Consider the following 26,132-nt stretch of genomic DNA (forward strand, 5'->3'; position numbering starts at 1 on the left):
ATTTTATACTAATGCACGTCCATCTGTGCCTTTAGTAAGTGTTGGTACGTTGCTATCTAGATAATCATGTTCAATTACAAAGATTGCCAAAAATCCTTCTTGAATTTGAACTGCTTTCCAAACATCAAAATATGGTTCTAATTCTTCATAGTTACCAATTCTATCTGTTAGGTAAGGGTAAATTTTTCTGCTGGGGAGTACCAAAGCAGCACCTAGAAAAACACCACGTAGTAATCCAAGAACCATTTTATTAACTGCTCGATGACTTGAGGAAATATTACCAGTTTCCCACTCAAGAGCGAAAAGATAATTGTCAATCATTTTTGTTGCGTCTATCTTTCCTGGTGATTTAGTTGCATAGTTAATTGAAGTTTCCAATTTCCAGCCAAACTGATTTTTCAATGCAATCATGCAAGCTTGTTTAATTGGCTTGACACCATTACCATGTTTTGTGGGATTAATTGTAAAGCTGGATGTACCAGGAGGATGGACTATAAGAGAGATAGCATCACGAATTTCAGTGCGAATAATTGACCAATCAGTTGATTCCTCAAAACTCCCAACACTAATTAAAGTAACTTCTTGAACAATTTTCATGCTAACTACTCACAATATATTTGACCACCTTACAGCAAAATTAGATAATTTAGAAAAGCTTCTTTTCCATAAAAATGCTAAATCAAAACCAAACCCCCCTCATAGATGCCTTAAAAGCCTGTACAACCCGTTCTCATGCACCATTTTACACCCCAGGACATAAACACGGTGCGGGCATTTCCCCACTTTTAACCGATTTAATCGGAAAAGATGTCTTTCGTGCTGACTTAACAGAATTAGCAGAATTAGATAATTTATTTACACCCCAAAGCGTAATTCTCGCAGCGCAAGAACTAGCAGCGGAGGCTTTTGGTGCAGAGAAAACATGGTTTTTAGTTAATGGTTCTACCTGCGGAATTGAAGCCGCAATTCTCGCTACTTGTAGAATGGGAGAAAAAATTATTCTCCCGCGCAATGTCCATTCTTCAGTTATTTCTGGTTTAATTCTTTCCGGTGCAATTCCTATTTTTATAAATCCTGCATACAACTCAGATTTAGATATTGCATATAGCGTTACACCAGAAGCATTAAAAGCAGCATTAGTACAACATCCAGATACAAAAGCAGTCCTGATAGTTTATCCTACTTATAATGGTATTTGTGGAAATTTGCCAGCATTTGTACATCTTACTCATCAATATAATATTCCCCTAATTGTAGATGAAGCACATGGCGCTCATTTTCATTTTCATTCACAATTACCAATTTCTGCTTTAACCGCAGGTGCAGATTTAACAGTACAATCAATTCATAAAACATTAGGGGCAATGACACAAGCATCAATGTTACATTTTCAAGGTAAAAGAATTGATATTGATAGAGTTAATAAAGCTTTGCAATTAGTTCAATCTACAAGCCCTAGTTTTATCCTTTTAGCCTCTCTAGATGCTGCGCGTCAACAAATGGCAATACATGGAGAAAAATTGATGTCTCAAACCTTGGATTTAGCTGAGGAAGCGAGAATTAAAATTAATCAAATTCCCGGTTTATCTACTCGTTTAATTAATAGCAAAAAATCACCAGGATTTATGGACTTAGATCAAACTAGATTAACTGTAAATGTTAGTAAAATAAAATTTACAGGCTTTGCGTCTGAAGAAATTCTAGATAAAAGATTTCATGTCACTCCAGAATTTTCATCTTGGCAAAATCTTACTTTTATTATTAGTTTAGGAAACACAAAAGCAGATATTCAAAAACTAATTCAAGGATTAAATAATCTTACCCATGTCATCCCCTTGACATCTGAGTGTCAACCGTGTAATAATATAAACGATGCTATAATTGCCAGTATTATGTCCATTTCTCCCCGTGAGGCCTTTTTTGCTAATAGCGAGGTAATACCTATAGCGGAAACCCAAGAAAGGATTTGTGCGGAAATTATTTGTCCTTATCCTCCAGGAATTCCTGTATTAATGCCAGGAGAAATAATTACAAAATCAGCCTTAGAATATTTACAGGAAATTCAAAATATGGGTGGTTTTATTAGCGGTTGTGCTGATGAAACTTTACAAACTGTCAAAGTTGTGAAATAATATAACATAGAGTTTACTAATCATATAATATATATCATAGCTCTACTGTTTCTTGCTCAATTTCATAACCATGACCTAATTTTTCTATTGCACCATCAATTAAATCTAAACCTTGTTGGACAGTTTCCATTAAACTTAATTTACCTCGTAAATCAGCAGCACCAGCAAAACCTTTAGCATACCAAGTCATGTGTTTACGGGCTTGACGAACTCCCCTATCTCCCTTGTATTCCCATAAAGCAAAAAGATGTTCTCGCGCACATTCTAAACGTTGAATTGGGTTAGGTGGTGGTAATAATTCTCCCGTTTTTAAAAAATGATCAACTTCACCAACTAAAAAGGGATAACCTAAAGTTCCCCGAGAACACATTACCCCGTCTGCACCAGTTTGTTCTAGACATTTTACCGCAGCTTCCACAGAGAAAATATCCCCATTACCAATTACCGGAATTGATAAAATTTCTTTGACTTTAGCTATCCATTCCCACCGTGCATTACCATTATAACCTTGAGCGCGAGTCCGTCCATGGACAGTAATCATTTTTGCTCCCGCGTCTTCCATTCTTTTAGCAAAATCAAGAATAGTAATTTCATGTTCATTCCAACCAATGCGGGTTTTCACGGTCACAGGAACATCTACCGCTTTTACCACTTCTCGCACAATTGCTTCTGCAATTTCTGGTTGACGTAATAAAGAAGAACCACCACCATTTTTAGTAATTTTATTAACCGGACACCCCATATTAATATCAACAGTATCCGCACCTTCCGCAACTGCTTTTATCGCTGCTTCCGCGAGAAAATCAGGACGACAATCAAATAATTGAATACTAATAGGACGTTCGTTCGGGTCTACTTCCATAATTATTGGTAGCTGTTTAACATAATGCAAACCTGTAGCATTTACCATTTCTGTATACAGCATAGATTCTGGTGCATAACGACGTACTAAACGACGAAATACCAAATCAGTCACTCCCGACAAAGGAGACTGTAAAACACGGCTTTTAACCTCAAATGAGCCAATTTTTAAAGGAGTGGAAAGTCTAGTTTTAAGTTCAGGAGAAAGGTAAATCATGGTTAGAATTAAAAATAAGTAAGACTGGCAAAATTTGTCTATTTGCTAATTGATAAATTTATTATAGTTGATGTTTACAGTGATATTGATATCCATTGACAATTGACAATTATAAATTATCAATTATCAATTTAATTACCTCTCGAATATTCCCAGGTTTCTAAACTACAACTTTTTCCAAAATCAATTTAGAACGCTTTACTTGTTCAGGAATAGCAACAGGATAATTACCAGTAAAACAAGCAGAACAGAAACTATTAGTATCTTCTCTGGTTGTTTCTAACATTCCTTCCCAACTTAAATAAGCTAGACTATCAACTTGTAATTGTTTGGCTATTTCCGCTACTGATTTTGTCGCAGCAATTAATTGATCTTGGGTATCAGTATCAATACCGTAAAAACAAGGGTGCGTCACAGGAGGAGAAGAAATTCTCATGTGTACTTCTGCTACACCAGCATCACGCAAGGACTGTACAAGTTTACGGCTAGTAGTTCCTCGGACAATGGAATCATCAATAATTACAACTCGCTTACCGAATAAAACATCTTTAAGGGGGTTAAGTTTCATTTTAATCCCTGATTCGCGCATAGCTTGGGTAGGCTGAATAAAGGTGCGGCCGACGTAGCGATTTTTAATCAGCCCCTCACCATAAGCTATACCAGAAGTTTGGGAAAAGCCAATGGCCGCAGGTATACCAGAATCAGGAACACCAAAAACTAGATCGGCTTCTACTGGTGCTTCTGCTGCCATTTTCCGTCCTAACCGCATTCGATAACTGTATAAAGTTTCATTGTGCATGAGGCTATCGGGACGGGCAAAATAGATCATTTCAAAGATACAAAGTTTACGTTCTGACTGTTGATGCCACTGAAATGATTCTAAACCAGTTTCGGTAATCCAAACTAATTCCCCAGGTCCCACATCACGCAGATATTCCGCACCGATAATATCTAAACCGCAAGTTTCGGACGCGAGAACGTAACGCACAGGTTCACTATCTAATGTGCCAATTACTAAGGGACGAATCCCGTTAGGATCACGGACTCCCATTATACCTGCGGGTGTAGCAATAGTTAAACTAAATGCGCCTTGACAACGTTTAAGAGCACTTATTGCACCTGTAATCCAATCTGCACCAGCATTGACTTCTTGAGCGATCGCATAAGCAATCATTTCTGAGTCTGTTGTCGTGACTAAGTTAAACTTATCTTTGATTAACTCAGAACGCAATTGTACAGTATTGACTAAATTCCCATTGTGTGCTAAAGCTAATAAACCCAACCGAGTTTCCACCACAGCGGGTTGGGCGTTAACTTTGCGACTAGAACCAGTAGTAGAATAACGGGTATGACCAACTGCCAAATTTCCGGGTAATTGCTCTAAAATAGTTTCATTAAATACCTGAGATACCAAACCCATATCTTTATGCTGGTAGACGCGTGAACCTTCAAAGGTAGCAATACCAGCAGATTCTTGACCCCGATGCTGGAGAGCATATAATCCAAAGTAGGTTAATTTAGCAACATCTTGTTCTGGAGCATAAATGCCAAAAACACCACAAGCTTCTTCGGGTTTGTCACTGGTATTTTCATAACTGTTGATCAAGTTGTTAGCAATTTCGGGATATTCACCTAAGGTGACGGAATTAATGGGAATCATGCTGGTATTGCTCCTGGTGGGGATTTTGTTCAAAAGTCAAAAGTCAAAAGTCAAAAGTAAAGAAATCCTACCTGTCACCTTACTTTATGGATAGTTCAAACCTTCTTAATAAATCGTTAACCATCCATTAAAACAGTACCTTAAATTGGTGAATTATCAAGTATGAATTGTAAATTTTTATGTTCAAAGCTTGATTTTTGATCTGGTTCAGATGTTACTATGAACTGCTAGACGTTTAGAGATTGCTAAAGAATAGCGATCGCGCATATCTTCAATACTAACCTGAACTAATTTATGGTTGTCTGCGGTTAAAATCTGCAAATTTCCAGAATTAGCTACAGTACCTATTTTTTGCCAATATTCCCCCAAATGCTCTTGTAAATAAGATTCCCAAATTTCCTGATTTTCCCCACTAACAGAAACTAAAATTCTTGCTCCACCTTCACCAAAAAGCACTTCATCAAATCGTAAATCATGATTTGTCGTGATTGGGAAATTAATTTCTGCCCCCAAATTTCCAGAAAGACAAGATTCTGCTATAGCAACAGTCAAGCCACCTTCAGCGGAATCATGGGCAGATTTTACCCAACCAGCGCGAATACCATGACGACAGGCATTTTGTACACACCGTTCTAAATCAAAATTAACTCTAGGGGGTCTGCCAGCAATTGTATGATGAATTGTTGCCAAATATTCAGAAGCTCCTAATTCAATTGTAGATTGAATTGACAAACCTAAAAGGTAAATTACATCCCCGGCATTTTGCCAACCTTGTCCGCAAATTTTCGTCAAGTCTTCAATTAAACCCACCATACCCACAACCGGAGTCGGATAAATTGGCTGAGGATTTCCCTCTGTGTCAAAAGTTTCATTATAGAGAGACACATTCCCCCCAGTGACCGGTGTTCCCAACTCCCGACAACCTTCGCTCAACCCCCGACAAGCGGACGCTAATTGCCAATAACCAATGGGGTTTTCTGGACTACCAAAATTGAGGTTATCTGTTACAGCCAGGGGTTCAGCGCCCACACAGCTAAGATTCCGGGCAGCTTCTGCTACTACTGCCTTAGCCCCTTCATAAGGATCAAGATAGACATAGCGAGAGTTACAATCTACGGTGGCCGCAACAGCGGAGTTGCGATTTTGGCTTTGAGATTTGGGATTTTTGATTTCTACTAAGGGACGAAGACGAACTACAGCAGCATCAGCCCCTCCTGGTAATAATACTGTGTTATTTTGAACTTGATGATCATATTGACGATAAACCCAGCTTTTAGAAGCAATGGTGGGAGTATCTAACAAAGTCAATAAAATTTGATTCCAATTTTGCCAATTTCTGCCAATTTCAATCCCTGTAGCATCACAAGCGGGTAAATTATCTTTTGTCCATTGCCAAGCTTTGATAGCATATTCTGGTGCTTCTGTCAATAATTCTCTTTCATACAGGGGCGTATTTTCCGCTAAAGCATCTGCGGGAATTTCAGCGGCAATTTTTCCCTCAAACCAAATCCTGACAATGGGTTCAGCAATTACTGTACCTGCAACTACCGCTTGTAGTCCCCAACGGTGAAAAATAGCAATTAATTCCTGTTCTCGCCCTTTTTCGGCAACAAATAACATTCTTTCTTGAGATTCCGACAGCAGATATTCATAGGGTATCATTCCCGACTCCCGCACCGGAATTTTATCTAAATTGAAGTCAATTCCGACACTACCTTTAGCGGCCATTTCTGATGTTGAACAGGTGATACCCGCCGCACCCATATCCTGTGCTGCCACTACAGCCCCGGTTTTAAATGCTTCTAAACAAGCTTCGATTAAGGACTTTTCTAAAAATGGATCTCCCACTTGTACAGCGGGACGGTTATCCATAGACTCCTCGGTTAATTCCGCACTGGCAAAACTTGCTCCACCCATACCATCTCGTCCGGTGGTTGAACCTACATACAGCACGGGATTTCCCACGCCTGAAGCCCCTGATTTAACAATTTCCGAAGTTTCCATCAAACCGAGAGCCATGACGTTAACTAGGGGATTTCCAGAGTAAGCGGGGTCAAAATACACTTCACCACCCACTGTGGGAACGCCCACACAATTACCATAATGACTTATACCTGCAACTACGCCTGTAAACAGTCTTTGGGTTTTTGGGTCATTCAAATCACCAAACCGCAAAGAATTTAATAAAGCAATAGGACGGGCTCCCATGGTAAATATATCTCTTAGTATTCCACCTACTCCAGTTGCAGCGCCTTGAAATGGTTCAACAGCGGAGGGGTGGTTATGGGATTCTATTTTAAACGCTAATTGTAGTCCGTCACCGATATCCACAACTCCGGCATTTTCCCCAGGTCCGACGAGAATCCGCGGTCCGGTGGTGGGAAACTGTTTAAGTAAGGGGCGGGAATTTTTATAACAGCAATGTTCTGACCACATGACCCCAAACATACCTAGTTCGGCTTTGTTGGGGTGACGACCTAAGCGGCGAACGATTTCTGCATATTCTTCTGGTTTTATGCCTTCTGAGGCTATTTCTTGCGGAGAAAAGGGATTTTCACCAAATGTGGTCATGGGAGTTATGGGTCAAGAGGATAGAGAAATATTCTACCTGTTTACGCATCAATTGAAGTACAATATTCATTCTGCTAGAATTATAGCTCTTCGGTACTTGTTATGCTAAACTCCTAAGTAAAATGCCCATATAATTTATGGCTGTGAAGTATGATATAACTTTTACACCGCTTAAATCCAGAATCTATGTGAGAATTTTATTTAAGTTTATTTAAAAATGATTGGGATTGTATTTATAGTTAATAATAAATGCGTATTGTACGTCAATACTTGCAATACTTTTATTTATTTGTTAATACATTTTTTCATATTTTTTAATAAAAATAGAGTTTAGCACAAGAAGTGCCGAAGAGCCTTAATTTTTTAGTGCTGATATCGGCTTTTTTGACCATCAGGGATTACTATAAATTACTGGGTATGGTTTTAAATTCATCTGATAAATTCGCAATCAATGTTAAACTAATATAATATTTACTGATGAATTTATTTATTGCCTTATTTAAACTCAAAATTCCCCTCATTAATTACTAATTATGCACCGAATCAGCGCCACACCGGGTGGATTAAATCAATCAGAAGGTTTATTTTTTCTCCCACAAACACCCGCCCCTTTTGTATTGATTACAGCAGCAGATACTGATATTCAAACCCTAGCGGCCGTAGTTCCTAAATTACCTAGTCAATTTCCTGAACTGCGAGTAGCCAACCTCTTACAACTACAACAACAAATAAGTATAGATGATTATAGTGAACAAGTTTTAGAATCTGCCCAAGTAATTGTTATGCGTCTTATCGGTGGAAGTTCTTACTGGTCTTATGGTCTGGAGGTAGTACAGGAAATTGGAGAACGTAATGGTACAACCCTAATTATAATGCCCGGAGATGACGGACTTGATTTTGATTTAATCTCTAAATCTACCGTTTCTGGGGAAATTGTCCAGAAAATCTGGCAATATTTTCAAGAAGGTGGTACAGAAAATTTCCTCAACGCGTTGCAATTTATCGCTGATACGGCTTTATTAACAGAATTTAATCCTCCACCTCCACAACCTGTTCCCCGTGTGGGTTTGTATGAGAGGTTAGAAACTGAGAATAATACTCAATTACCAATTACTAATTACCCATTTCCAAAAGTTGGGATTTTATTTTATCGCGCTCATTATTTATCAGGAAATACTCAAGTTATTGATGCTTTATGTAATGCTTTAATAGAGAAAAAATTACAACCTGTACCAGTTTTTGTTTCTTCATTACGTGAACCTGGTATAAGTGATAAATTATGTGAATGGTTTACAAATAAAGATGGAGTAAATATTAGTTTATTGATGAATACTACCAGTTTTTCCCTAGCAAGTTTAGAAACAGAAACACCACAAACTGAACTTTGGGAAAAATTAGATATACCCGTTTTACAAGTAATTCTCTGCGCTAGTTCCATTGAACAATGGCAAGCACAACCACAAGGTTTAACACCCCGTGATATTGCCATAAATGTAGCATTACCAGAAGTAGACGGACGGATTATTAGTAGGGCTGTATCCTTCAAAACTTTACAAACTCGAAATCATAAATTAGAAACCGATATTGTAGTTTATGAACCCGTGAGCGATCGCATTCAATTTGTCACCCAACTAGCTGCAAATTGGGTACGATTGCGGGTAAAAATACCCCAAGAACGGCGCGTAGCCATAATTTTGGCAAATTACCCCAACACGAATGGAAGGCTTGCCAATGGCGTAGGATTGGATACTCCTGCTAGTTGTATAGAAATTCTCAAAGCCTTAAAATTAGCTGGTTATGAAGTAGGAAATATTCCCGAAACTGGAGACGAATTAATTCAAATTCTCACATCTAGCATCACCAATGATCCCGAAGGAAAAGACTGGAAACCAATAAATCAAAGTTTATCAGCAACAGAATATAAAAACTATTTTTCCACCCTACCTATAAACATTCAAAAACAAATTATCGAACGTTGGGGATTAGACTTCGACTTCGCTGAGTCTAAAGTTGGCGAAGAAAATTTTTCCCAATCACCAATCACCAATCATCAATCACCATTTCCCATTTCGGGAATTAAATTTGGTAATATTTTTGTAGGTATTCAACCATCAAGAGGTTACGATCTTGATCCGAGTTTAAATTATCATGCACCAGATTTAGAACCAACACATAATTATTTAGCCTTTTATCATTGGCTGCGAGAATACTTTGCCGCTGATGCTATAATTCATCTAGGAAAACATGGAAACTTAGAATGGCTACCCGGAAAAAGTGTCGCCTTATCTAATACTTGTTATCCAGAAATTGCCTTGGGACCAATGCCCCATTTATATCCATTTATTGTCAATGATCCCGGTGAAGGTTCACAGGCCAAAAGACGCGCCCAAGCAGTAATAATTGATCATCTAACACCACCCATGACACGGGCCCAATTATATGGACCATTGCAACAACTAGAAAACCTCATTGACGAATATTACGAAGCAGAAAATTTAGATCCTTCCAGACTAACAAAAATACGCGATCGCATTCAAGAACTCGTCATCAAAGAAAACCTATATAAAGACTTAGGAATTACCAACCCCAAAGACATAGAAAACTTTGAAACCCTCATCTTAAACTCCCTAGACGGTTACTTATGCGAACTCAAAGAAGCCCAAATCCGTGACGGCCTACACATATTCGGTCAATGTCCCCAAGGAACACAACTAAGAGACTTAATAATAGCGATCGGTCGCATCCCCAACCGTTATTCTATAGGCATTACCCGCGCCATAGCCAAACAATGGAACATAGACATAGACCCCCTAACCGACAACCTCTCAACCCCCCTCACCGCGCCTCTGCGCCTCTGCGAGAGACTTAAATCCTGCCAGATCATCGGTGATGTCGTCGAACTCCTAGAAATAGAAGCCGCCCATTTAGTAGAACAAATCATAGCCGGAACAACCACCGAAAACTGGATTAGCGACAAACTCCTCCCGTCCCTGCAAAAAACCAGCGAAGAAATCACCAACCTATTACGGGGACTTGACGGAAAATACGTTCCCAGCGGTGCTTCTGGCGCACCCACACGCGGCCGACCCGAAGTTTTGCCCACAGGTAAAAACTTTTACGCCGTTGATATTCGTGCCATTCCCACAGAAACCGCCTGGGATATTGGGAGAAAAGCCGCTGAAACCCTGATTGAAACCTACACCCAAGAACATGGAGAATATCCTAAAACTCTCGCTTTATCCGTGTGGGGTACGGCTACCATGCGAACCGGTGGTGATGATTTAGCGGAGGCCTTAGCTTTACTCGGTGTTAAACCTCTGTGGGACGGTGTAGCGCGACGGGTGATAGATTTTGAAATATTACCTTTGGCGGTTGTGGGTCGTCCCCGTGTAGATGTTACGCTGAGAATATCGGGTTTTTTCCGGGATGCTTTTCCCAATTTAATCACTTTATTTGACCAAGCGGTAAAAGCAGTTTCGGCTTTAGATGAACCAGCAGATCAAAATCCCCTCGCAGATACAGTTCGTCAAGAAACTGAACAATGGACTCAACAGGGTTTATCTTTAGAAATAGCACAAGAGCGATCGCAATATCGCATTTTTGGTTCTCAACCAGGCGCTTATGGCGCGGGACTCCAAGGTTTAATAGCTTCCCAAAATTGGCAAAATGACCAGGATTTAGCCCAAGCCTACACAAATTGGAGCGCTTACGCCTATTCTTCTAGTCAGGAAACAGGGAATAAGAATGTGGAAGCTTTTGAACAACGTTTAAAGCAAATGCAAATCGTCCTCCACAATCAAGATAACCGCGAACATGATTTACTTGATTCCGATGATTATTATCAATTTCAGGGGGGTTTAACAGCCGCCGTGCGTTCTCTTCAGGGTAAAAACCCCCAAACCTATTTTGGCGATAATTCTAATACACTCCAGCCCAAAATTCGCCAACTTAGTTCAGAAATTGCCAGGGTATATCGTTCCCGTGTGGTTAATCCTAAATGGATAGCTGGAGTTATGCGTCATGGTTATAAGGGTGCATTTGAAATGGCCGCAACGGTAGATTTTCTCTTTGCTTACGATGCTACGGCCCAATGTGTAGAAGATTATATGTATCAAGGTGTAGTTGAAGCATATTTAGAAAATACCACAGTTTGTGAATTTATTCAAGACAAAAATCCTTGGGCATTACGTGATATTGCGGAAAGACTGCTAGAAGCAAATCAGCGCGGATTATGGCAGAATGTAAGTATACAAACCCTAGAAGATATCCGCAATTTATTACATCAAGCTGAAGCCTCTATCGAAGAGAAATAATGGTTAAAAGCGGAAATTTTTATTAATTCCCGCTTGGACAATGCACTGAGATTCCCCACTACTAGATTAACCCTCCAAAATTGCAGATATCTATCCCTGTAATACCAAGTTCCTAGCTATCTAAATTGAGGTTGGTAATTGCTAACTATCAATATCTTAGGTTTTAAATTGGCATCAATGCCCTTTGGCACTTAGGACACACAGCATGAATTGTCATTTGACAATCTAATAAATGGAAACCTTCTTTTTGGGCTATTTTTCCGCCAATCTTTAAAATTGATTCGTTTTTAAACTCAATAGTCAAGTTACAGCGGACACAAATAAGGTGATGGTGGTGATGGGGATAAGGCTGATTAATTTCATAATGTTTATGCCCTTCACCTAATTCCAACTCCCGCAAAATTCCCATTCTTGCCATCAACTTTAAAGTACGATAGATAGTTGACAAACTAATGCCTTCACCATCAGTTTCTAAGCGATGATATAGATCCTCGGCACTTAAATGTTCACCTTGGGGGAGTTCCTGAAAAATATGCAGAATTGTTTCTCGTTGTGGAGTTAAACGCCAGCCACGGTCGTTTAATTCTGCCTTAAGTGAACCAGTTGTGTAGACAGTCATACTAAATTTTCTCAACAAAGCTCATTAATTGAGAATATAACAAATACTTGCCTGAATTTGCAATAATCAATCCTTATTGAGAATATTTATTAGTTGTCAATGGTCTTGTGTCTGTTGTCTGTTGCCTTTTTCCTTCTAACTCAAAGACTCTAGATAGTCCCGGACAAGGTTGCGGCGTTTGGGTTGGCGGAGTTTTTGCAAAGCCTTCGATTCAATTTGTCTGACTCTTTCCCGTGATAGGTCAAGGGCTCGGCCAATTTCTGCTAAAGAGTAAGCATGACCATCGGACAAACCAAAGCGCATGAGAATAACATCACGTTCCCGACTAGTTAAATCATCTAGAAGATGATGCAGATCTTTATGTAAAGATTCCCGCATTAACATCTCCTCAGGAGTAATAGTATCAGTCTCCAGTAATTCTCCTAATTCAGTATCTTTATCTTTGCCAACCTTAGTTTCCAAAGACACAGAACGAGGAACTCTTAATAGCACTTCCCGGACTTGGATAGCTGTCATATCTAACTCCAGCGCCAGGTCTTCTAAAGTCGGTGTACGCCCTTTTTCTTGGGCAATTTTTCGTTGCGCCTTTTTAATTTTGTTGAGTTTTTCGGTGATATGAACGGGAAGACGAATAGTGCGGCTAGAAGTAGCAATTGACCTAGTAATACCTTGACGAATCCACCAATAAGCATAGGTACTAAAACGATAACCCTTGGTGGGATCAAATTTCTCAACTGCTCGTTCTAAACCTAAAGTCCCTTCTTGAATCAAATCCAACAATTCTAAACCACGATTTTGGTATTTCTTAGCGACAGATACCACCAAACGCAAATTCGCCTTAATCATGTGTGATTTGGCTTGCAGTCCTTGAGTTTGAACTTGGTCTAGTTCTTCCACTGTTAAATTAACAATTTCTGCCCAGCGTCTTTTACCATTAGCTAAAGTTGGCTTTAGATCAGGTAAATTTATTCCCGCAGTAGCCGCCCAGCGTTCCAATGAAGGGCGGTGTCCCAGTTCTGCTGTTAATCGCTCCTGTACCTCTACTAACCGGGAATAGGGGATAATTACAGTATCTCCCTCGGTGGCAGCAGCACTAAGTAACAACCGCATCCGTAAGTAACGCTGTACTTTTTGGGCTTCGGCAACTTCTTCATCTCTTCCTAACAAACGGACTCGGCCAATTTCTTGCAGATAGAGACGTACTAGGTCTGTACTGTGTCGGTTAGTTTGCGCGGCTAAAGCTAAATCGGATTCAGCAGTAGTTAGGGCTAAATCTGGAACCCCATCATCATTGATGTCAATATCCAGAGGTAGACTGGAATTTTGCTCGTTGTGGGCGGCATTTTTATAAAAAGATGTTGCTGACATCATGTCTCAAATTTCTCCAGGTAACAATAGATTATGGTTATCTCAAATTACGGTTATCTAATTAACTTCTGCTATTCCGTAATTCGTCATCAATTAACACAGTTTAGGTTTCAATGTACAATTCTTTGGAAAACTTTGTACTAGTTCAAGCAAGGAGCAAAGGAAAAAACTCAATTTATCAGTTTTTGGACTGTTTTAACTAGACAGTTATTTTTGCTACAGGTTACTAGTTTAAAAGAATACATTTTTAATGGGTTATTCGTTACTAATATCTGTGTGGTTGAACAAATAGCTAAGTAAATCTTTAGTCAGATTTTCACTTATGATTTAACTGGTTAATATTACCATGCTTAAGAATATTAACGGTTATTTTTTAACTGATTATAAACATATTTCTAATTATGATGATGCTTATAAACTACATGGTTATATTTACATCTCTGAAAAAGTAATTTCCTGACAATTTGACAAATTCTTTCTAGAGATTTTGCGGTCATGATTTAATTGCTCTTGGACACATGAGGGTAGTTCTCCTTGACTTACCACATTTGTTCACGGGGAAAATCATCAAATTCAGGTTTGATATTTCGTAACATGAGTTTATCTAGTGCAACTCTTGGTGTAACTTGTCCTGCCAGCAGTTGATAAACCTGCTCGGTAATGGGAATAGGAATACTTCGTTGTTTGGCAATTTCCATTAGTACCCGACAGGTGTTGACACCTTCGGCTGTGCCTGGAAGACTTGCTAGAACCTCTTCCAGCATTTTTCCATTGGCTAATTGATAGCCAACTTGATAATTGCGACTTAAGGGGCTATTACAGGTCGCTAGTAAATCTCCTAGACCAGATAAACCATAAAATGTTTCCGTTATCGCGCCTAAATTCTTACCAATTCGCACCATTTCGGTTAAACCACGGGTGACTAAAGCGGCTTTGGCATTTGTTCCTAAGTGTAATCCATCACATATACCGGCAGCAATGGCTATGACATTTTTAAGTGTTCCTCCTAATTCTACACCCACAGGGTCAGGGTTAGTGTAGACACGAAAGCGATGGGAAGAAAATACCAGTTGGACGCTTTGGGCAGCATTGGCATTTTTACTAGCTACGACTGTTGCAGATGGTAAATCCTGGGCAATTTCTTGGGATAAATTCGGACCTGATAAGACCACAACCGGATGATTAGGAAAAGCTGCTTGCCAAATTTGCGAAGGTGTGTATGTAGTGTGTGGTTCTAGTCCTTTGGTTGCGGTGACAAAGATTGTTTGTGGAGCTAGGGGAAAAGACTGTACTATGGAGGCCACGTCTCTTACTCCTTTCATAGAAATAGCGGACAAGATTATTTGAGGGTTATTATTTTCTAATATTTTTTCTAGAGGTTCTTGACGTGACCATAGATGTACCTGATTACCATTAATTGCTGCTAATTTGGCCAGGGTTGTACCCCAAGCACCTGCACCAAGAATGACAACAGATTTTGAGTTGGGAATTTGGGAATTAGTCACGGGGAATAGGGAACAGGAAACAACTGACAACCAAGAATAAACTATCTAGGATAACGTTTCATTAATTCTCTGACTTGCTCTGCATGATATGAGCTTCTTGTCAATGGGGAAGAAACAACTTGTAAAAATCCCAAGTTTTCACCAAAGGTTTGCCAGGCTGCAAATTGCTCAGGTGTGACAAAGTTTGAGACCTGTAAGTGTTTTCGACTGGGTTGGAGATACTGGCCAATGGTGAGAATATCACAATCTGCTGCTCGCAAGTCTTCCATAACTTGGCGAATTTCTGTATCTGTTTCACCTAGTCCGACCATAATACCAGATTTTGTGTAAATGCTGGGAGAAATTTGGCGCGAGCGTTGTAATAATTCCATTGTTCGCTTATAATTACCTTGGGGACGTACACGGCTATACAGGCGCGAAATGGTTTCTGTGTTGTGGTTAAGTACCTCTGGTTGGCTTTGGAGGATTATTTCTAAAGCTTGCCAATTACCGCACAAGTCGGGAATTAATACTTCAATTGTGGTATGAGGTGAAGTTTCATGAATAGCATTAATACAGTGAACAAATTGAGATGCACCACCGTCTGGTAAGTCATCTCTGTTGACGGAGGTAATCACAACGTGATTAAGCTGCATTCGTCGAACTGCTTCCGCTAGTCGTGTGGGTTCGGTGGGATCTAATGGTTGGGGTTTTTTTTCAAAGTCAATATCACAGTAAGGACAAGCTCTGGTACAAGCTGGACCCATAATCAAAAATGTGGCGGTACCGGCATTGAAGCATTCACCAATGTTAGGACAGGAAGCTTCTTCGCAAACGGTATTCAGGGCTAAATCCCGCAAAATTTCTTTAACGTTACCAACACGCTCCCATTGAGGCGCTTTTACCCGTAACCAGTCTGGTTTTACAGTCACAGTCTATTTTTACCATTTTAGTTATACAAGTCTTATCCTAGCAAGCAAAGACATCTATGGCGGCAGAAAAATTTGTTATTTTTTACTAATTGTGGTATCATTACTTCAAATTGCCATTTTTATGGCGGGATGTGGCGCAGCTTGGTAGCGCACTTCGTTCGGGACGAAGGGGCCGCTGGTTCGAATCCAGTCATCCCGATTGGTGTAGGTTCGCAAGTTAATGTGGTAGTTTGCTGATAATGGCATTTTTTGGTGAGTTGAAACGCTTGGTTATGAGTTGTATTTTGTGTTTTTTCGAGCAGGGGAAATGCGATATTACCCAATAATTAAGGCTGTGACCGCGACCAACCTAAAAAATCTCCCGTCTTTATAAAATATCTTATACCTGCTTCTCGTAATATTTGTTTAATTTCTGGTGTACCAAAGTCTGTATGATTTCCACTTAAAAAAACTTTTTGCTCATTTGCAGATGTTTTGGCATGATCAAGAATACAATGTAAAATTAAGTTATCTGTAGGATCAGCAATAAATTCGTTTTCCAGACTTGTATTGAGTATATCTGGTTTTAATTGTGTTAATTCTACATTATTAGTAGCCCATTCTAAAACATCAAAAAGACGAGTGTTAATCTCATTAATTCTCTCATTATTCTTAATTAGGGCTTGTTCTAGACATTGTTTAATTTCTCTAGAGTATTGAGAGTTAACATCTCCTTTAAGTTTTTTTACTTCATTCTTTAAGTTATCCCCAAACCGATTACTTCTGTTTCGCTCACTTTCTAGTACAGAAAGAGATTCCATACAACAAATTGCAGGAGTTGCTATATTAAGTATTGCTATTGCTTCCGGATCTTGGGGATAAACTAACTTCTCAGTTTTTTGATCTTGATTTTTGGCAAAATCAATAAAAAAATTAGTTTCTATATAAAGCGTAATCATTAAATTTTCTAACCTTTATTGTGCTGCATCAGCAATTTTATCTACAAAGCCTATCTGAGTTAGTTCTTCTGATTTTGGTGGATTATCTGTTTTCCAATTATCAGCCAAATCTCTCAACCATCCTTCAACTAATGTTTCCAGATAGTATTCAAAAATCCTCTTCTTATGACTAAATTCTGGATCATATTCAGACAAAACTTCATGAGTTAGGAAGGTGTAGACATTTTCTAACTTTTCACCATCCCATTTAAAAATCTTAATTTCTTCACGGGTAGCTGTCATAGCATAAGGAATTATAACTTTATTATGTTCATACTCAAACTTGAGGATATCTTCAACTTTGGCAGTAATATCTTCTACAATATTTCTAGCTCTAACTTTTGATACTAAAAGTTTATTTCCGTTTTTATCCCAAGCTGTAATGTCAGATAGTTCTATTGTTTTGTTACTAAGTTTTGTAACGTCCATTTTTTTTTAATCCTCGTGACATTGACGGTTGCAATATTTTTATTATAAATGCGATTCCTAGGTCGCGCTTCGCTATCGCTCTTAACTCTACATCAATAAATGCGTTAGTGTAGCTCACAGTCTGGTAAAATTCATCCTATTTATTTTATTGAGAATCATCAAAAACAGAGGGAAGATTACGACGACCACTTACTACCCGCAAAATTTCAATTCCATCATCCAAGACTCTATAAAAAATTATATAGCCTTCAAGGAGTAATCCTCGCAAATCAGCACGTATTTCTGAGTAGCTTTTACCACTATTTGGAAAGGAAACTAATTGTTGACATTTACGATTAAATTCCTGGAAAAATTTTTCACCTGCTTCTAGGTTGTTTTGTGAGAAGTATTCAGCAATTTCGCTCAGGTCACGACTAGCGAGAATATTAATAACGTAACGATTCATTTTTGTACCTGTCGCTGTTGCTGAAAACGATCCAAAATTTGATTTACAAATGTTTCACCGTCAATAGGTGCTGTGTGTTCTGAAATTGTGATCGCAGCATCAATTTTTTCGCGCACTTCCTTAACCCATGCTGTCTCAGAACGATCATACTCATCTAGCAACTTGAGAGCGATTTCTAGAACTTCTTCTACAGAATGGTATTTTCCGGTTTGCAGCTTTGTTTCAATAAAGCGTTCTTGCTTAGGTGTGAGACTAATGCTCATAGTAAATTTTGATTAAGTTGGCTATACATAATAACTATTGTAATATAATTCCAAAAATTTAATTATTCTCAAGGCTCAAGGCGTTAGTAAAGATTACCGAAGGTATCGCTATTTATTCTAACATCAGATAATGCGATCACTCCTCACTCTACACCAGAAATGCGATCGCTCTCACTCTACATCCATAATGCGATCGCTCTCACTCTACATTAGAAATGCGATCGCTCTTAACTCTATATCAGAAATGCAATATTACTTGCCTGAACTTCCCTCTGCTATTAATCTATCCAAGTTAATAGTCCATCGTGAACCTAAATTCTCAGCAAGCAACTTTTGTAATGATATTCCTCCCAATAGTTCTATCTGAGGATTTTCGTTAGCTTTATTGATTGCAGGTTTTGTAAATCCACTTGGAGTAACTAAAACTCCCTTAGTAGCTTTTCTATCTAATACAGTACCTAGTAACTCTTTTAAATCTTTGACTCCTACATTTTTTGTATGTCTTTTGCACTGAACTATTAATAACTCTCTACGTCCGGGATCATCACGATAACAAACTAAATCAGCACCATCATCTTTACTGTATGGTGTCAAATCCACTGAATAGCCCATCTTACGATAAAGTTTTGCCGTTAATGCCTCAAAATCTTTTGGATTAAGTTTAAGAAGCATTTCACTAATCTCCTCAGAGGTTTGAGGGTTGCTCAAATATCTAGCCCGAATAAGGGACATCGCATCTGAAAAACCCCTAAATCGTCCATCAGGGAGTAATTGTCCATGAGCAAAAGAATATGCTCTAAGCACTTCTAAGACTATTTCTGGTTTATTATATGGTAATAAATCTAAAACCCAAGTTATACCTTCCCAAGCACGTCCAGTAGCTATTAAACGACGATCAAATTCAAGCATTATCTCTGGTCGGTATTTCAAACGGTACTTGAAACCATCAATATCCATAGGAAGAGAACCTGATTCTATAAGGAATAGTCGAACTAGATTACGAAATTCAGATTCTGAACGAGTATGTATTGTAGCTATATACTCAGTCTTGTGATTATCAGTTGGAAATTCCCAATCAGGAGTGTAAACTGTGTCATCATTTAATGCGATTAACCATTGTTCCAGCGTTAGTTTTGCACAATCTACCACTGGCTTATCATCTAATTCTAATATCTCTCCATCACATTTAATATAGGGATACTTATCTTCCATATTTTTTGTAAATTAGACGTACTAATTTTGGATAATTATGATTGAACTCAGAATTGAATCTTAACAGCAACAATACGCACATCATGAGTACGTTTACCCATTACCTTATTAGTTGTTACCAAATTTAACCAATTGGGAAAAATGCACAAGTGTTGAATCCTGCAATAAAACTTTACAATCTTTGCGTTTTACCCAGGTAAAATCCATTGTCTATTGAGAATAGAGTCATTAATTGATCAAATTTGGTATCACCAATACCAATGCACAACTTGGACACAATCCTCAAAATCTTAACATTCAACACTTCTGGGAAAAATGTGTTTAGACTCTAAACATTCATCTCCCTGTGCAAGTAACCGAGATATAGCCTCTGTTGCTAGGTGATGCTGAATATCAGAAGGATTACAGAAGCGCATCACAACATTAGTATCAAGAATATATCTCGTCATTCTTCGTAAATACTATCTCGATCAAAAGCTTCATCAGGTAAACTTAAACCAGTTTGAGGAAGTTGAGAAACCCATTCACGAAACTCCTTAGTCCTTGCTTCTGGTGTTACTTCTTGCCAAAATGCTCCAGCATAAGAAACCTGTTTAGTCTGAAACTCAATAAAAGCGATAAAATCAGCTATTTTTTCGAGTTGTTCTTCATTGAGTTTATCTAGTTCTTGCTTAATTTTTTCTCGCAGCATAATAATTTAAGTTTGAGATTGCAATAAATGAGCAAATTAACAAAGTAATACGATTATATCATAATTGTTTATTAGATAATACTTGCTGAAGATATTCTGGTAAACTGAAAAAGTTGAAAGCAAATGCAGGTGCTACTGACGTAAATCCTAGATAACCCGTTAAAATTAGACTCAGGATTAATACAGAAAAGACTTTTTTGAACTTAGAAAACATAATGCTAATGAAAACCTAAAATCTTGGTGTTTTCGCTTAGTTAAGGCTTGTTACAAGTATACCAACTTTAAAGGATTGATTAAGCCATAATTAACAATTTTTTACCTAAAAAACAGCAAAATCCGTATATTTCCGAACTTCAGGCGCTTTAAACCGTAAAATAATATAGCAATCCGGAACCATTCATGAGAAAATACTGATATAGATAAAAAGTAACGTGTAAAACTAAGGTGTAGGTGTGAGGATGTGGATGCAGTTATTAGCAGATTTTATCAAAAATTGAAATTGTATTTCTCCTTGAAGATGATCCAAATAGTGGTTATACAGCCACAGCATTAGGCCAATCAATTTTTACTCAAGCCGATGATATAGAAACACTGCAATTCATGATTCCTGATACTGTACAATGTCATTTTACCGATAAGGAAAAACGTCCTAAAATTATTCACTTACAAAACATTCTCTAAACAACATGAACTTAAAAGATATCAAACAAAAACTATTCCCCATTATCAAAATCATCTCCACCGCACTCATCACCAGCGCTATTGGTTTAGAATTATGGAATCTCAATAATCAACTACCCAGTATCTTAACCCCTGCTTTAATCATTGCCCATATTGCCCTATCTGCTCATTTTATTGAAGCATTAATTGCCGCTTATTATGCCCCAACACGCAATCAGACAGCAATCAAATATGCAACTTATACATTTTTTGTCGGTACAGTTGGTTTATTAGAATTATGGGAAAATCCTGATACCTAAAATATTCTCCCCAGTTTCTCTACCATCTCCACCGGTTTGAATTATCCTTATACTTGACACCAAAATCTAAAATCTACAATGCTAAGAGCCGGAATTGTCGGACTTCCCAACGTCGGAAAATCAACCTTATTTAACGCTGTAGTCGCTAACGCTAAGGCTGAAGCCGCTAACTTCCCATTTTGTACCATTGAACCCAATGTTGGCATGGTCTCAGTCCCCGACGACCGGTTAAACGTTTTAGCAAAAATTGCTACCTCAGTACAAACAGTACCCGCCCGTGTCGAATTTGTGGATATTGCCGGTTTGGTCAAAGGTGCAAGTCAAGGAGAAGGACTAGGTAATCAATTTTTATCCCACATTCGAGAAGTTGATGCCATAGTTCATGTTGTCCGTTGTTTTGAAAATGATGATATCATTCATGTAGCCGGTTCTGTTGACCCAGCCAGAGATATTGAAATCATTAATTTAGAACTTGGTTTATCAGATTTATCCCAAATTGAAAAACGCATTGATAGAACTCGCAAACTTGCACGCACTAGTAAAGATGCACAATTTGAAGTGACAATTTTAGAAAAATTAGCCGCTACTTTAAATGAAGGTAAATCCGTTCGTCAAATAAGTTTAAATACCGAAGAATCCGAAATTATTAAAGGCTTAGGATTACTTACTAATAAACCAATTATTTACGCTGCTAATGTCTCTGAAGAAGACCTAGCAACAGGTAATAATTTTGTCGAAAAAGTTCGAGAAGTCGCTGCGATTGAAAATGCCCAAGTTGTCATTGTTTCTGCTCAAGTAGAAGCAGAATTAGTGGAATTACCAGAAGCAGATAAAGCTGATTTTCTAGAATCTTTAGGTGTCAAAGAAGGTGGTTTAAAATCCTTAATTCGTGCAACTTACACCCTTTTAGGTTTGCGGACTTATTTCACCTGTGGACCAAAAGAAACCCGCGCTTGGACAATTAATGCCGGAATGTCTGCACCCCAAGCCGCAGGAGTCATTCACTCTGATTTTGAACGGGGATTTATTCGCGCAGAAACTGTGGCTTATAACGATTTAGTAACACACGGCTCAATGAATGCGGCCAAAGAAAAAGGCTTAGTTAGAAGTGAAGGAAAAGAGTATATTGTTCAAGAAGGTGATGTAATGTTATTCCGATTTAATGTCTAGCAATTAATGAATTAACACAGTTTAAATTAGCCAAGACATATATCCAAATAAATTCTTGTCTGGTGGGTTTCTGCCTACCTAACACCGAAAATATATGTCTTCCCTGGTCTTTTTTACAGCTTAAATTCAATTCTCAATCTTCATCTTTAATAACAAGTCCCAATAACTTACAGCAGTTCCCGCTATTATAAAGTACAGATATGAATAATTAAACTCTTGTGGTGCGGGCATCTTGCCCGCCAATAGTGTACAAAATCACATTAATATCATCTATAAACAGATGCAGTTATTTTTTAAAAACCATATCTACGGGTGGTACGCAAGTGTTATTAGTACAGACTATCCATCTTAGCATCAGTAACAAATTTTGCGTTTATTGCTGAGAAATTTAGTAAATATACTTGACAGATTGATAATTGCTATGTAATCTATAAAAAGTTGACTTGTAATTCAAGTTACTCAAAAAAAGTTTATCGTCTATACAATTACTAAGACTAAGGCTAGATAGTTATGCAGTATATAGATACAGAAAGCTTGATCACCAAGGAGGGGGTTTTTGATGATCAATTATTTCGGCAAAGCGCTGAGATAGTTGTATCCAAATTAGAAAAATACTTAGCTGACTCATCAATCAGAGGACTAGCACTCAGTAATCCTTATGACTTGTCCCAAACAGCAAAAGAGATTATGAATCAGGGACAGAACGATAAGGCTTTATGCAATCAAGAAAAGCTAGAAGCAATTATTGATTTATACATTAAAACCGGAATACAAGTGTACTCACCCGGTTATATGGGGCGACAATTTTCTGGTGTAATTCCCTTAGCCGCTCTGATTGATTTAATTAGTTCCATTGTCAGTCAACCCTCCTCCTTCTATGAAGCAGGGCAATTACCCAACGTAGTTGAGCGGATTATGGCCGATGAGTTTAACCAATTTATTGGTTGGAATCCTGATACTTTTGCCATGGTGACGACCTCCGGGGGGACATTAGGTAATTTAACCGCTCTTTTAGCAGCTAGAAACGAAAAATTTCCCCAGATTTGGTCAGAAGGTATTTCTGCATTGGGAGATCAATATCGTCCGGCCATTGCTGTGAGTGAAGATGCACATTATGGCATTTGTCGGGCTGCAGGGATTATGGGAATCGGAGAAAATCAAATTATCCGTTTACCAATTAATCAGAAAAAACAAATCTGTATAGACCAGGTACGTCCTACCCTAGAAGCAGCAGAGAAACGGGGGCTAAAGATTTTCTGTGTGGTAGCTTCAGCAGGAACTACTTCCGTAGGTGCTTTTGATACAATTGATGAATTAGCACAAATCACCAAAGAGAAAAATATCTGGCTTCATATTGACGGCGCTCATGGTGCTAGTTTACTGGTTTCTGACCAGTTGCGTCACAAATTAAAAGGAATTGAAAACGCAGATTCCTTTGTCTTAGACGCTCACAAAATGATGTTTTTACCTGGGGTGTGTACCCTTCTTTTCTATAAGAATAAAGAAAAGAGCTATGGAGCATTTCGTCAGAACGCTAGTTATGTCTTTGAAAAAGTTCCTGATATCTATACTCAATTCGATAGTGCAGAACAGAATTTTGAATGCACTAAAAGACCCCTAATTATGAACTTGTGGGTATTATGGGCACTTTATGGAAAGGACATATTTGCCAATAAGATCGAGTATTTATGCCAGTTGACCCAAGAAGCCTATCAAATACTCCAACAGGAACCAGATTTCCAGACCATTCATCAACCAGAGGTGAATATCCTTTGTTTCCGATATGTACCTTCTAATGTGAGTGATAATCTGTTATCTGATTTTCAGTTAGCAATTAGAAATAGAATTAGGGAAGGAGGTAAATTCTTCATCTCCAAGGTAGAAATTGATGGAATTAACTCTTTGCGTGTCGTTTTCATGAATCACAGAATTAATACTAATCACTTTCATGAATTGCTAGATGAAATTAGAAAAATTGGATTGGAATTAATTAGCGGAACTTAGTTAAAAATTAATAGTCAGTAAATGGGTGACTGTTGTAAAAAGCTATAAATTTTCAATAATTAGGCTTAAACAGGCGAAAAATATCGAAAAACTGCTTTTATAGCTTTTTGTAAATCTAATAAATAACAGGAGAAAAAAGTGTTAGAATATCAAGAGAGAGAAACAAGTATAGATACCGAAAGTCAGACAGTATCTACTTCTCGTAAAGAGTTAATCGATAAATTAATTCCCCTTGATGAACTAGAGCCAAAATCAATTGATGAAGTAGTCAAACTGCCTTCATTTTTCGAGAAAATCAACAAATGTGAAAGCCTATTAGATAGATCATACAGTGGACTTGAAGAGACAATTCAAAATGCCTTAGTATTGCGGCGTTTACAGCAAATGACAAATACTCTCATGCTCAATCCTATTTGGAAAGACATGATTGAGAAGTCAGGGTTAAAAAAAGCTCCCCGCAATTTTGAAGAATGGCAGCAATTACCGATTTCTGACAAGACCACTATGAGTGAGTTATTCTCATCCTCAAGACCAGGTTTAGTTGTTCCTTTAAGTCATGGCGGTTTTGAAATTGTCGCCAGTGGTGGAACTACAACTGGTTTACCAGCGGAAATGGTTTACTCATTACGAGAATTACAAGATACATACAAAATTGCTGGTAAATTCATCGGCGAACATATGTTAGCTGATTACTTAGCAGGAGATGATCCTAAGTGGGTTGCTACCACCTTAGCGGATTTTCAAATGTGGAGTAGCGGAACAATGGTTGGAGGTGTTTTACAGAATATACCAGGAATTAACTATCTTGGTGCAGGTCCGGTCATGAGGGAAGTTTATCACCACATTATGTCCTATCCCGGTCCAAAGGCAATTATGGCAATTTCTGCAGGAATAGCAATCCTGAGTGACCTTGGTGTTGGTTTACATGAAGAAGCTAGAAAAAGTTTTCGTGTAGCAATGTACGGTAGTGGAGTATTACCATATCGCAAACGACTTGAGTTAAAAGAGCTTTATCCTAATCTGGAGATTTTGAGTTACTTTGCTACAGTTCAAAACGAAGCTATTGGCTTACAGTTGCGCCATGAAGTTCCCTATTTAGCTACTGTTCCAGGGTTACATTTGGTTGAGGTTGTGGATAGTGAGGGTCGTTGGGTTAAAGTTGGAGAGGAAGGTGAGTTAGTTGTAACTCGACTGCATGGCCATGAAGCACCATTTCTGAGGTTCAAATCTGGAGATAGAGTAATACGTCGTCCTAATATAGATAAACCAGAATTAAAAACCCAACAATTTGAATTTTTAGGTCGCAGTGGAGATATTATTCACATTAACGACACACAATATTCTGCTCCCCAAGTTTACGCTTCTCTCTGTCATGAATTGAAAGCAATTGGTATTTTTGACTTGGAAGCACTGGCTCACGAAATGCAGTTTGTTAACCATCGAACAACAAAAACCTTGCAGTTAATCGCTTCGGTAGACGATATAGAAACCTTGTTTATCAGAATGGATAATATGCTGGGAATTGAAGGAATCAAGCGTTTATTTATTCAATCCTTAATGCACTCCTTATCTATTTTTAATATAGGAGAAGCTAATGTGTATTACACTGAAAATAGTGGCTATAAATTTGAGATAAAACTTGTAAAAAGGTGGTCAGAAGAGATTTATAGAACTCCACTAAGTAAAGTACCTTTAATCAGAGATATTTTCTAAAGTCGGCAGGATATGGATAATAAGGTAGGGAATGTCACGCCCGAACCCTAGATTTATTATTCTAGTAAGCTTGTAAACAGTAAATCTTGGA

Annotated in this window: 21 protein-coding genes and 1 tRNA gene; 7 read left to right on the forward strand and 15 right to left on the reverse strand. The window is 38.2% G+C overall.

From position 1 onward, the window contains the following. Positions 1-3: 3 nt before the first annotated feature. Entirely contained in the window at positions 4-597 is a 594-nt protein-coding gene (locus H6G44_RS06470; RefSeq protein ID WP_190385443.1) for a restriction endonuclease, read from the reverse strand. Positions 598-671: 74 nt separating this feature from the next. Between H6G44_RS06470 and H6G44_RS06475 the strand changes: the two genes are divergently transcribed. Next, complete coding sequence (locus H6G44_RS06475) at positions 672-2,132, forward strand: aminotransferase class I/II-fold pyridoxal phosphate-dependent enzyme (RefSeq protein WP_190385442.1); 1,461 nt, start codon at positions 672-674, stop codon at positions 2,130-2,132. A 34-nt stretch (positions 2,133-2,166) separates the two neighbouring features. Here H6G44_RS06475 and dusB read toward each other — a convergent pair whose 3' ends face one another. The 3 genes from dusB to purL form a co-directional block, all read right to left on the reverse strand. Further along, positions 2,167-3,210: a tRNA dihydrouridine synthase DusB gene (gene dusB, locus H6G44_RS06480; RefSeq protein ID WP_190385441.1), complete on the reverse strand. Its 1,044-nt coding sequence runs from the start codon at positions 3,208-3,210 to the stop codon at positions 2,167-2,169. A 160-nt stretch (positions 3,211-3,370) separates the two neighbouring features. Continuing rightward, positions 3,371-4,870 carry an amidophosphoribosyltransferase gene (gene purF / locus H6G44_RS06485; RefSeq protein ID WP_190385440.1) on the reverse strand — a complete coding sequence of 500 codons (1,500 nt, stop codon included), beginning with the start codon at positions 4,868-4,870 and terminating at the stop codon, positions 3,371-3,373. A 207-nt stretch (positions 4,871-5,077) separates the two neighbouring features. Then, entirely contained in the window at positions 5,078-7,441 is a 2,364-nt protein-coding gene (purL, locus tag H6G44_RS06490; RefSeq protein ID WP_190385439.1) for a phosphoribosylformylglycinamidine synthase subunit PurL, read from the reverse strand. Between the two features lie 533 nt (positions 7,442-7,974). On the opposite strand from purL, the gene cobN reads away from it, so the two are divergent. After that, positions 7,975-11,754 carry a cobaltochelatase subunit CobN gene (cobN, locus tag H6G44_RS06495; protein WP_190385438.1) on the forward strand — a complete coding sequence of 1,260 codons (3,780 nt, stop codon included), beginning with the start codon at positions 7,975-7,977 and terminating at the stop codon, positions 11,752-11,754. 163 nt (positions 11,755-11,917) lie between these two features. Here the strand turns inward: cobN and H6G44_RS06500 are convergent, their stop codons facing one another. The 4 genes from H6G44_RS06500 to lipA all read right to left on the reverse strand — a co-directional run bounded on the left by H6G44_RS06500 (position 11,918) and on the right by lipA (position 16,157). After that, positions 11,918-12,373, reverse strand: coding sequence for a Fur family transcriptional regulator (locus tag H6G44_RS06500; protein ID WP_190385437.1), 456 nt, complete (start codon positions 12,371-12,373; stop codon positions 11,918-11,920). A gap of 135 nt (positions 12,374-12,508) precedes the next feature. Further along, a complete protein-coding gene (gene sigC, locus H6G44_RS06505) occupies positions 12,509-13,741 on the reverse strand; it encodes an RNA polymerase sigma factor SigC (protein WP_190385482.1) in 1,233 nt (410 codons plus the stop codon). A 539-nt stretch (positions 13,742-14,280) separates the two neighbouring features. Continuing rightward, the gene (locus H6G44_RS06510; protein WP_311138952.1) at positions 14,281-15,246 is read right to left on the reverse strand and encodes an NAD(P)H-dependent glycerol-3-phosphate dehydrogenase; all 966 of its coding nucleotides are present in this window, start codon (positions 15,244-15,246) and stop codon (positions 14,281-14,283) included. 41 nt (positions 15,247-15,287) lie between these two features. After that, a complete protein-coding gene (gene lipA / locus H6G44_RS06515; RefSeq protein ID WP_190385436.1) occupies positions 15,288-16,157 on the reverse strand; it encodes a lipoyl synthase in 870 nt (289 codons plus the stop codon). A gap of 125 nt (positions 16,158-16,282) precedes the next feature. Here lipA and H6G44_RS06520 point away from each other — a divergent pair. After that, positions 16,283-16,356 (forward strand) — tRNA-Pro (locus tag H6G44_RS06520). Between the two features lie 127 nt (positions 16,357-16,483). Here H6G44_RS06520 and H6G44_RS06525 read toward each other — a convergent pair. From H6G44_RS06525 to H6G44_RS06555, 7 genes are all read right to left on the reverse strand, one after another. Next, a complete protein-coding gene (locus H6G44_RS06525; RefSeq protein WP_190385435.1) occupies positions 16,484-17,095 on the reverse strand; it encodes a PIN domain-containing protein in 612 nt (203 codons plus the stop codon). A 15-nt stretch (positions 17,096-17,110) separates the two neighbouring features. Next, entirely contained in the window at positions 17,111-17,563 is a 453-nt protein-coding gene (locus tag H6G44_RS06530) for a hypothetical protein (protein ID WP_190385434.1), read from the reverse strand. A gap of 145 nt (positions 17,564-17,708) precedes the next feature. Then, positions 17,709-18,008 carry a type II toxin-antitoxin system RelE/ParE family toxin gene (locus H6G44_RS06535; protein WP_190385433.1) on the reverse strand — a complete coding sequence of 100 codons (300 nt, stop codon included), beginning with the start codon at positions 18,006-18,008 and terminating at the stop codon, positions 17,709-17,711. Continuing rightward, positions 18,005-18,271 carry a ribbon-helix-helix domain-containing protein gene (locus tag H6G44_RS06540; RefSeq protein ID WP_190385432.1) on the reverse strand — a complete coding sequence of 89 codons (267 nt, stop codon included), beginning with the start codon at positions 18,269-18,271 and terminating at the stop codon, positions 18,005-18,007. The genes H6G44_RS06535 and H6G44_RS06540 overlap by 4 nt, the downstream gene beginning before the upstream one ends. A 252-nt stretch (positions 18,272-18,523) precedes the next feature. Continuing rightward, positions 18,524-19,483: a restriction endonuclease gene (locus H6G44_RS06545; RefSeq protein WP_190385431.1), complete on the reverse strand. Its 960-nt coding sequence runs from the start codon at positions 19,481-19,483 to the stop codon at positions 18,524-18,526. Positions 19,484-19,773: 290 nt separating this feature from the next. After that, on the reverse strand, positions 19,774-19,932 hold the full coding sequence (locus tag H6G44_RS20195) for a hypothetical protein (RefSeq protein ID WP_242031647.1): 159 nt from the start codon (positions 19,930-19,932) through the stop codon (positions 19,774-19,776). Then, the gene (locus tag H6G44_RS06555; protein ID WP_190385430.1) at positions 19,929-20,174 is read right to left on the reverse strand and encodes a hypothetical protein; all 246 of its coding nucleotides are present in this window, start codon (positions 20,172-20,174) and stop codon (positions 19,929-19,931) included. Before H6G44_RS06555 ends, H6G44_RS20195 begins: the two co-directional genes overlap by 4 nt. 686 nt (positions 20,175-20,860) lie before the next feature. On the opposite strand from H6G44_RS06555, the gene H6G44_RS06560 reads away from it, so the two are divergent. The 4 genes from H6G44_RS06560 (at position 20,861) to H6G44_RS06575 (ending at position 26,041) form a co-directional block, all read left to right on the forward strand. Then, complete coding sequence (locus H6G44_RS06560) at positions 20,861-21,154, forward strand: hypothetical protein (protein ID WP_190385429.1); 294 nt, start codon at positions 20,861-20,863, stop codon at positions 21,152-21,154. 78 nt (positions 21,155-21,232) lie between these two features. Then, entirely contained in the window at positions 21,233-22,324 is a 1,092-nt protein-coding gene (ychF, locus tag H6G44_RS06565; RefSeq protein ID WP_190385428.1) for a redox-regulated ATPase YchF, read from the forward strand. A gap of 510 nt (positions 22,325-22,834) precedes the next feature. Next, positions 22,835-24,328 (forward strand): pyridoxal phosphate-dependent decarboxylase family protein, encoded by a 1,494-nt coding sequence (locus H6G44_RS06570; protein ID WP_190385427.1) that lies wholly within the window; start codon positions 22,835-22,837, stop codon positions 24,326-24,328. A 138-nt stretch (positions 24,329-24,466) separates the two neighbouring features. Then, positions 24,467-26,041, forward strand: a complete 1,575-nt coding sequence (locus H6G44_RS06575) for a hypothetical protein (protein ID WP_190385426.1) — start codon at positions 24,467-24,469, stop codon at positions 26,039-26,041. Positions 26,042-26,132 lie beyond the last annotated feature (91 nt).

It is taken from the genome of Aphanizomenon flos-aquae FACHB-1287 (assembly GCF_014698755.1).
GTDB classification, from domain to species: domain Bacteria; phylum Cyanobacteriota; class Cyanobacteriia; order Cyanobacteriales; family Nostocaceae; genus Dolichospermum; species Dolichospermum flosaquae.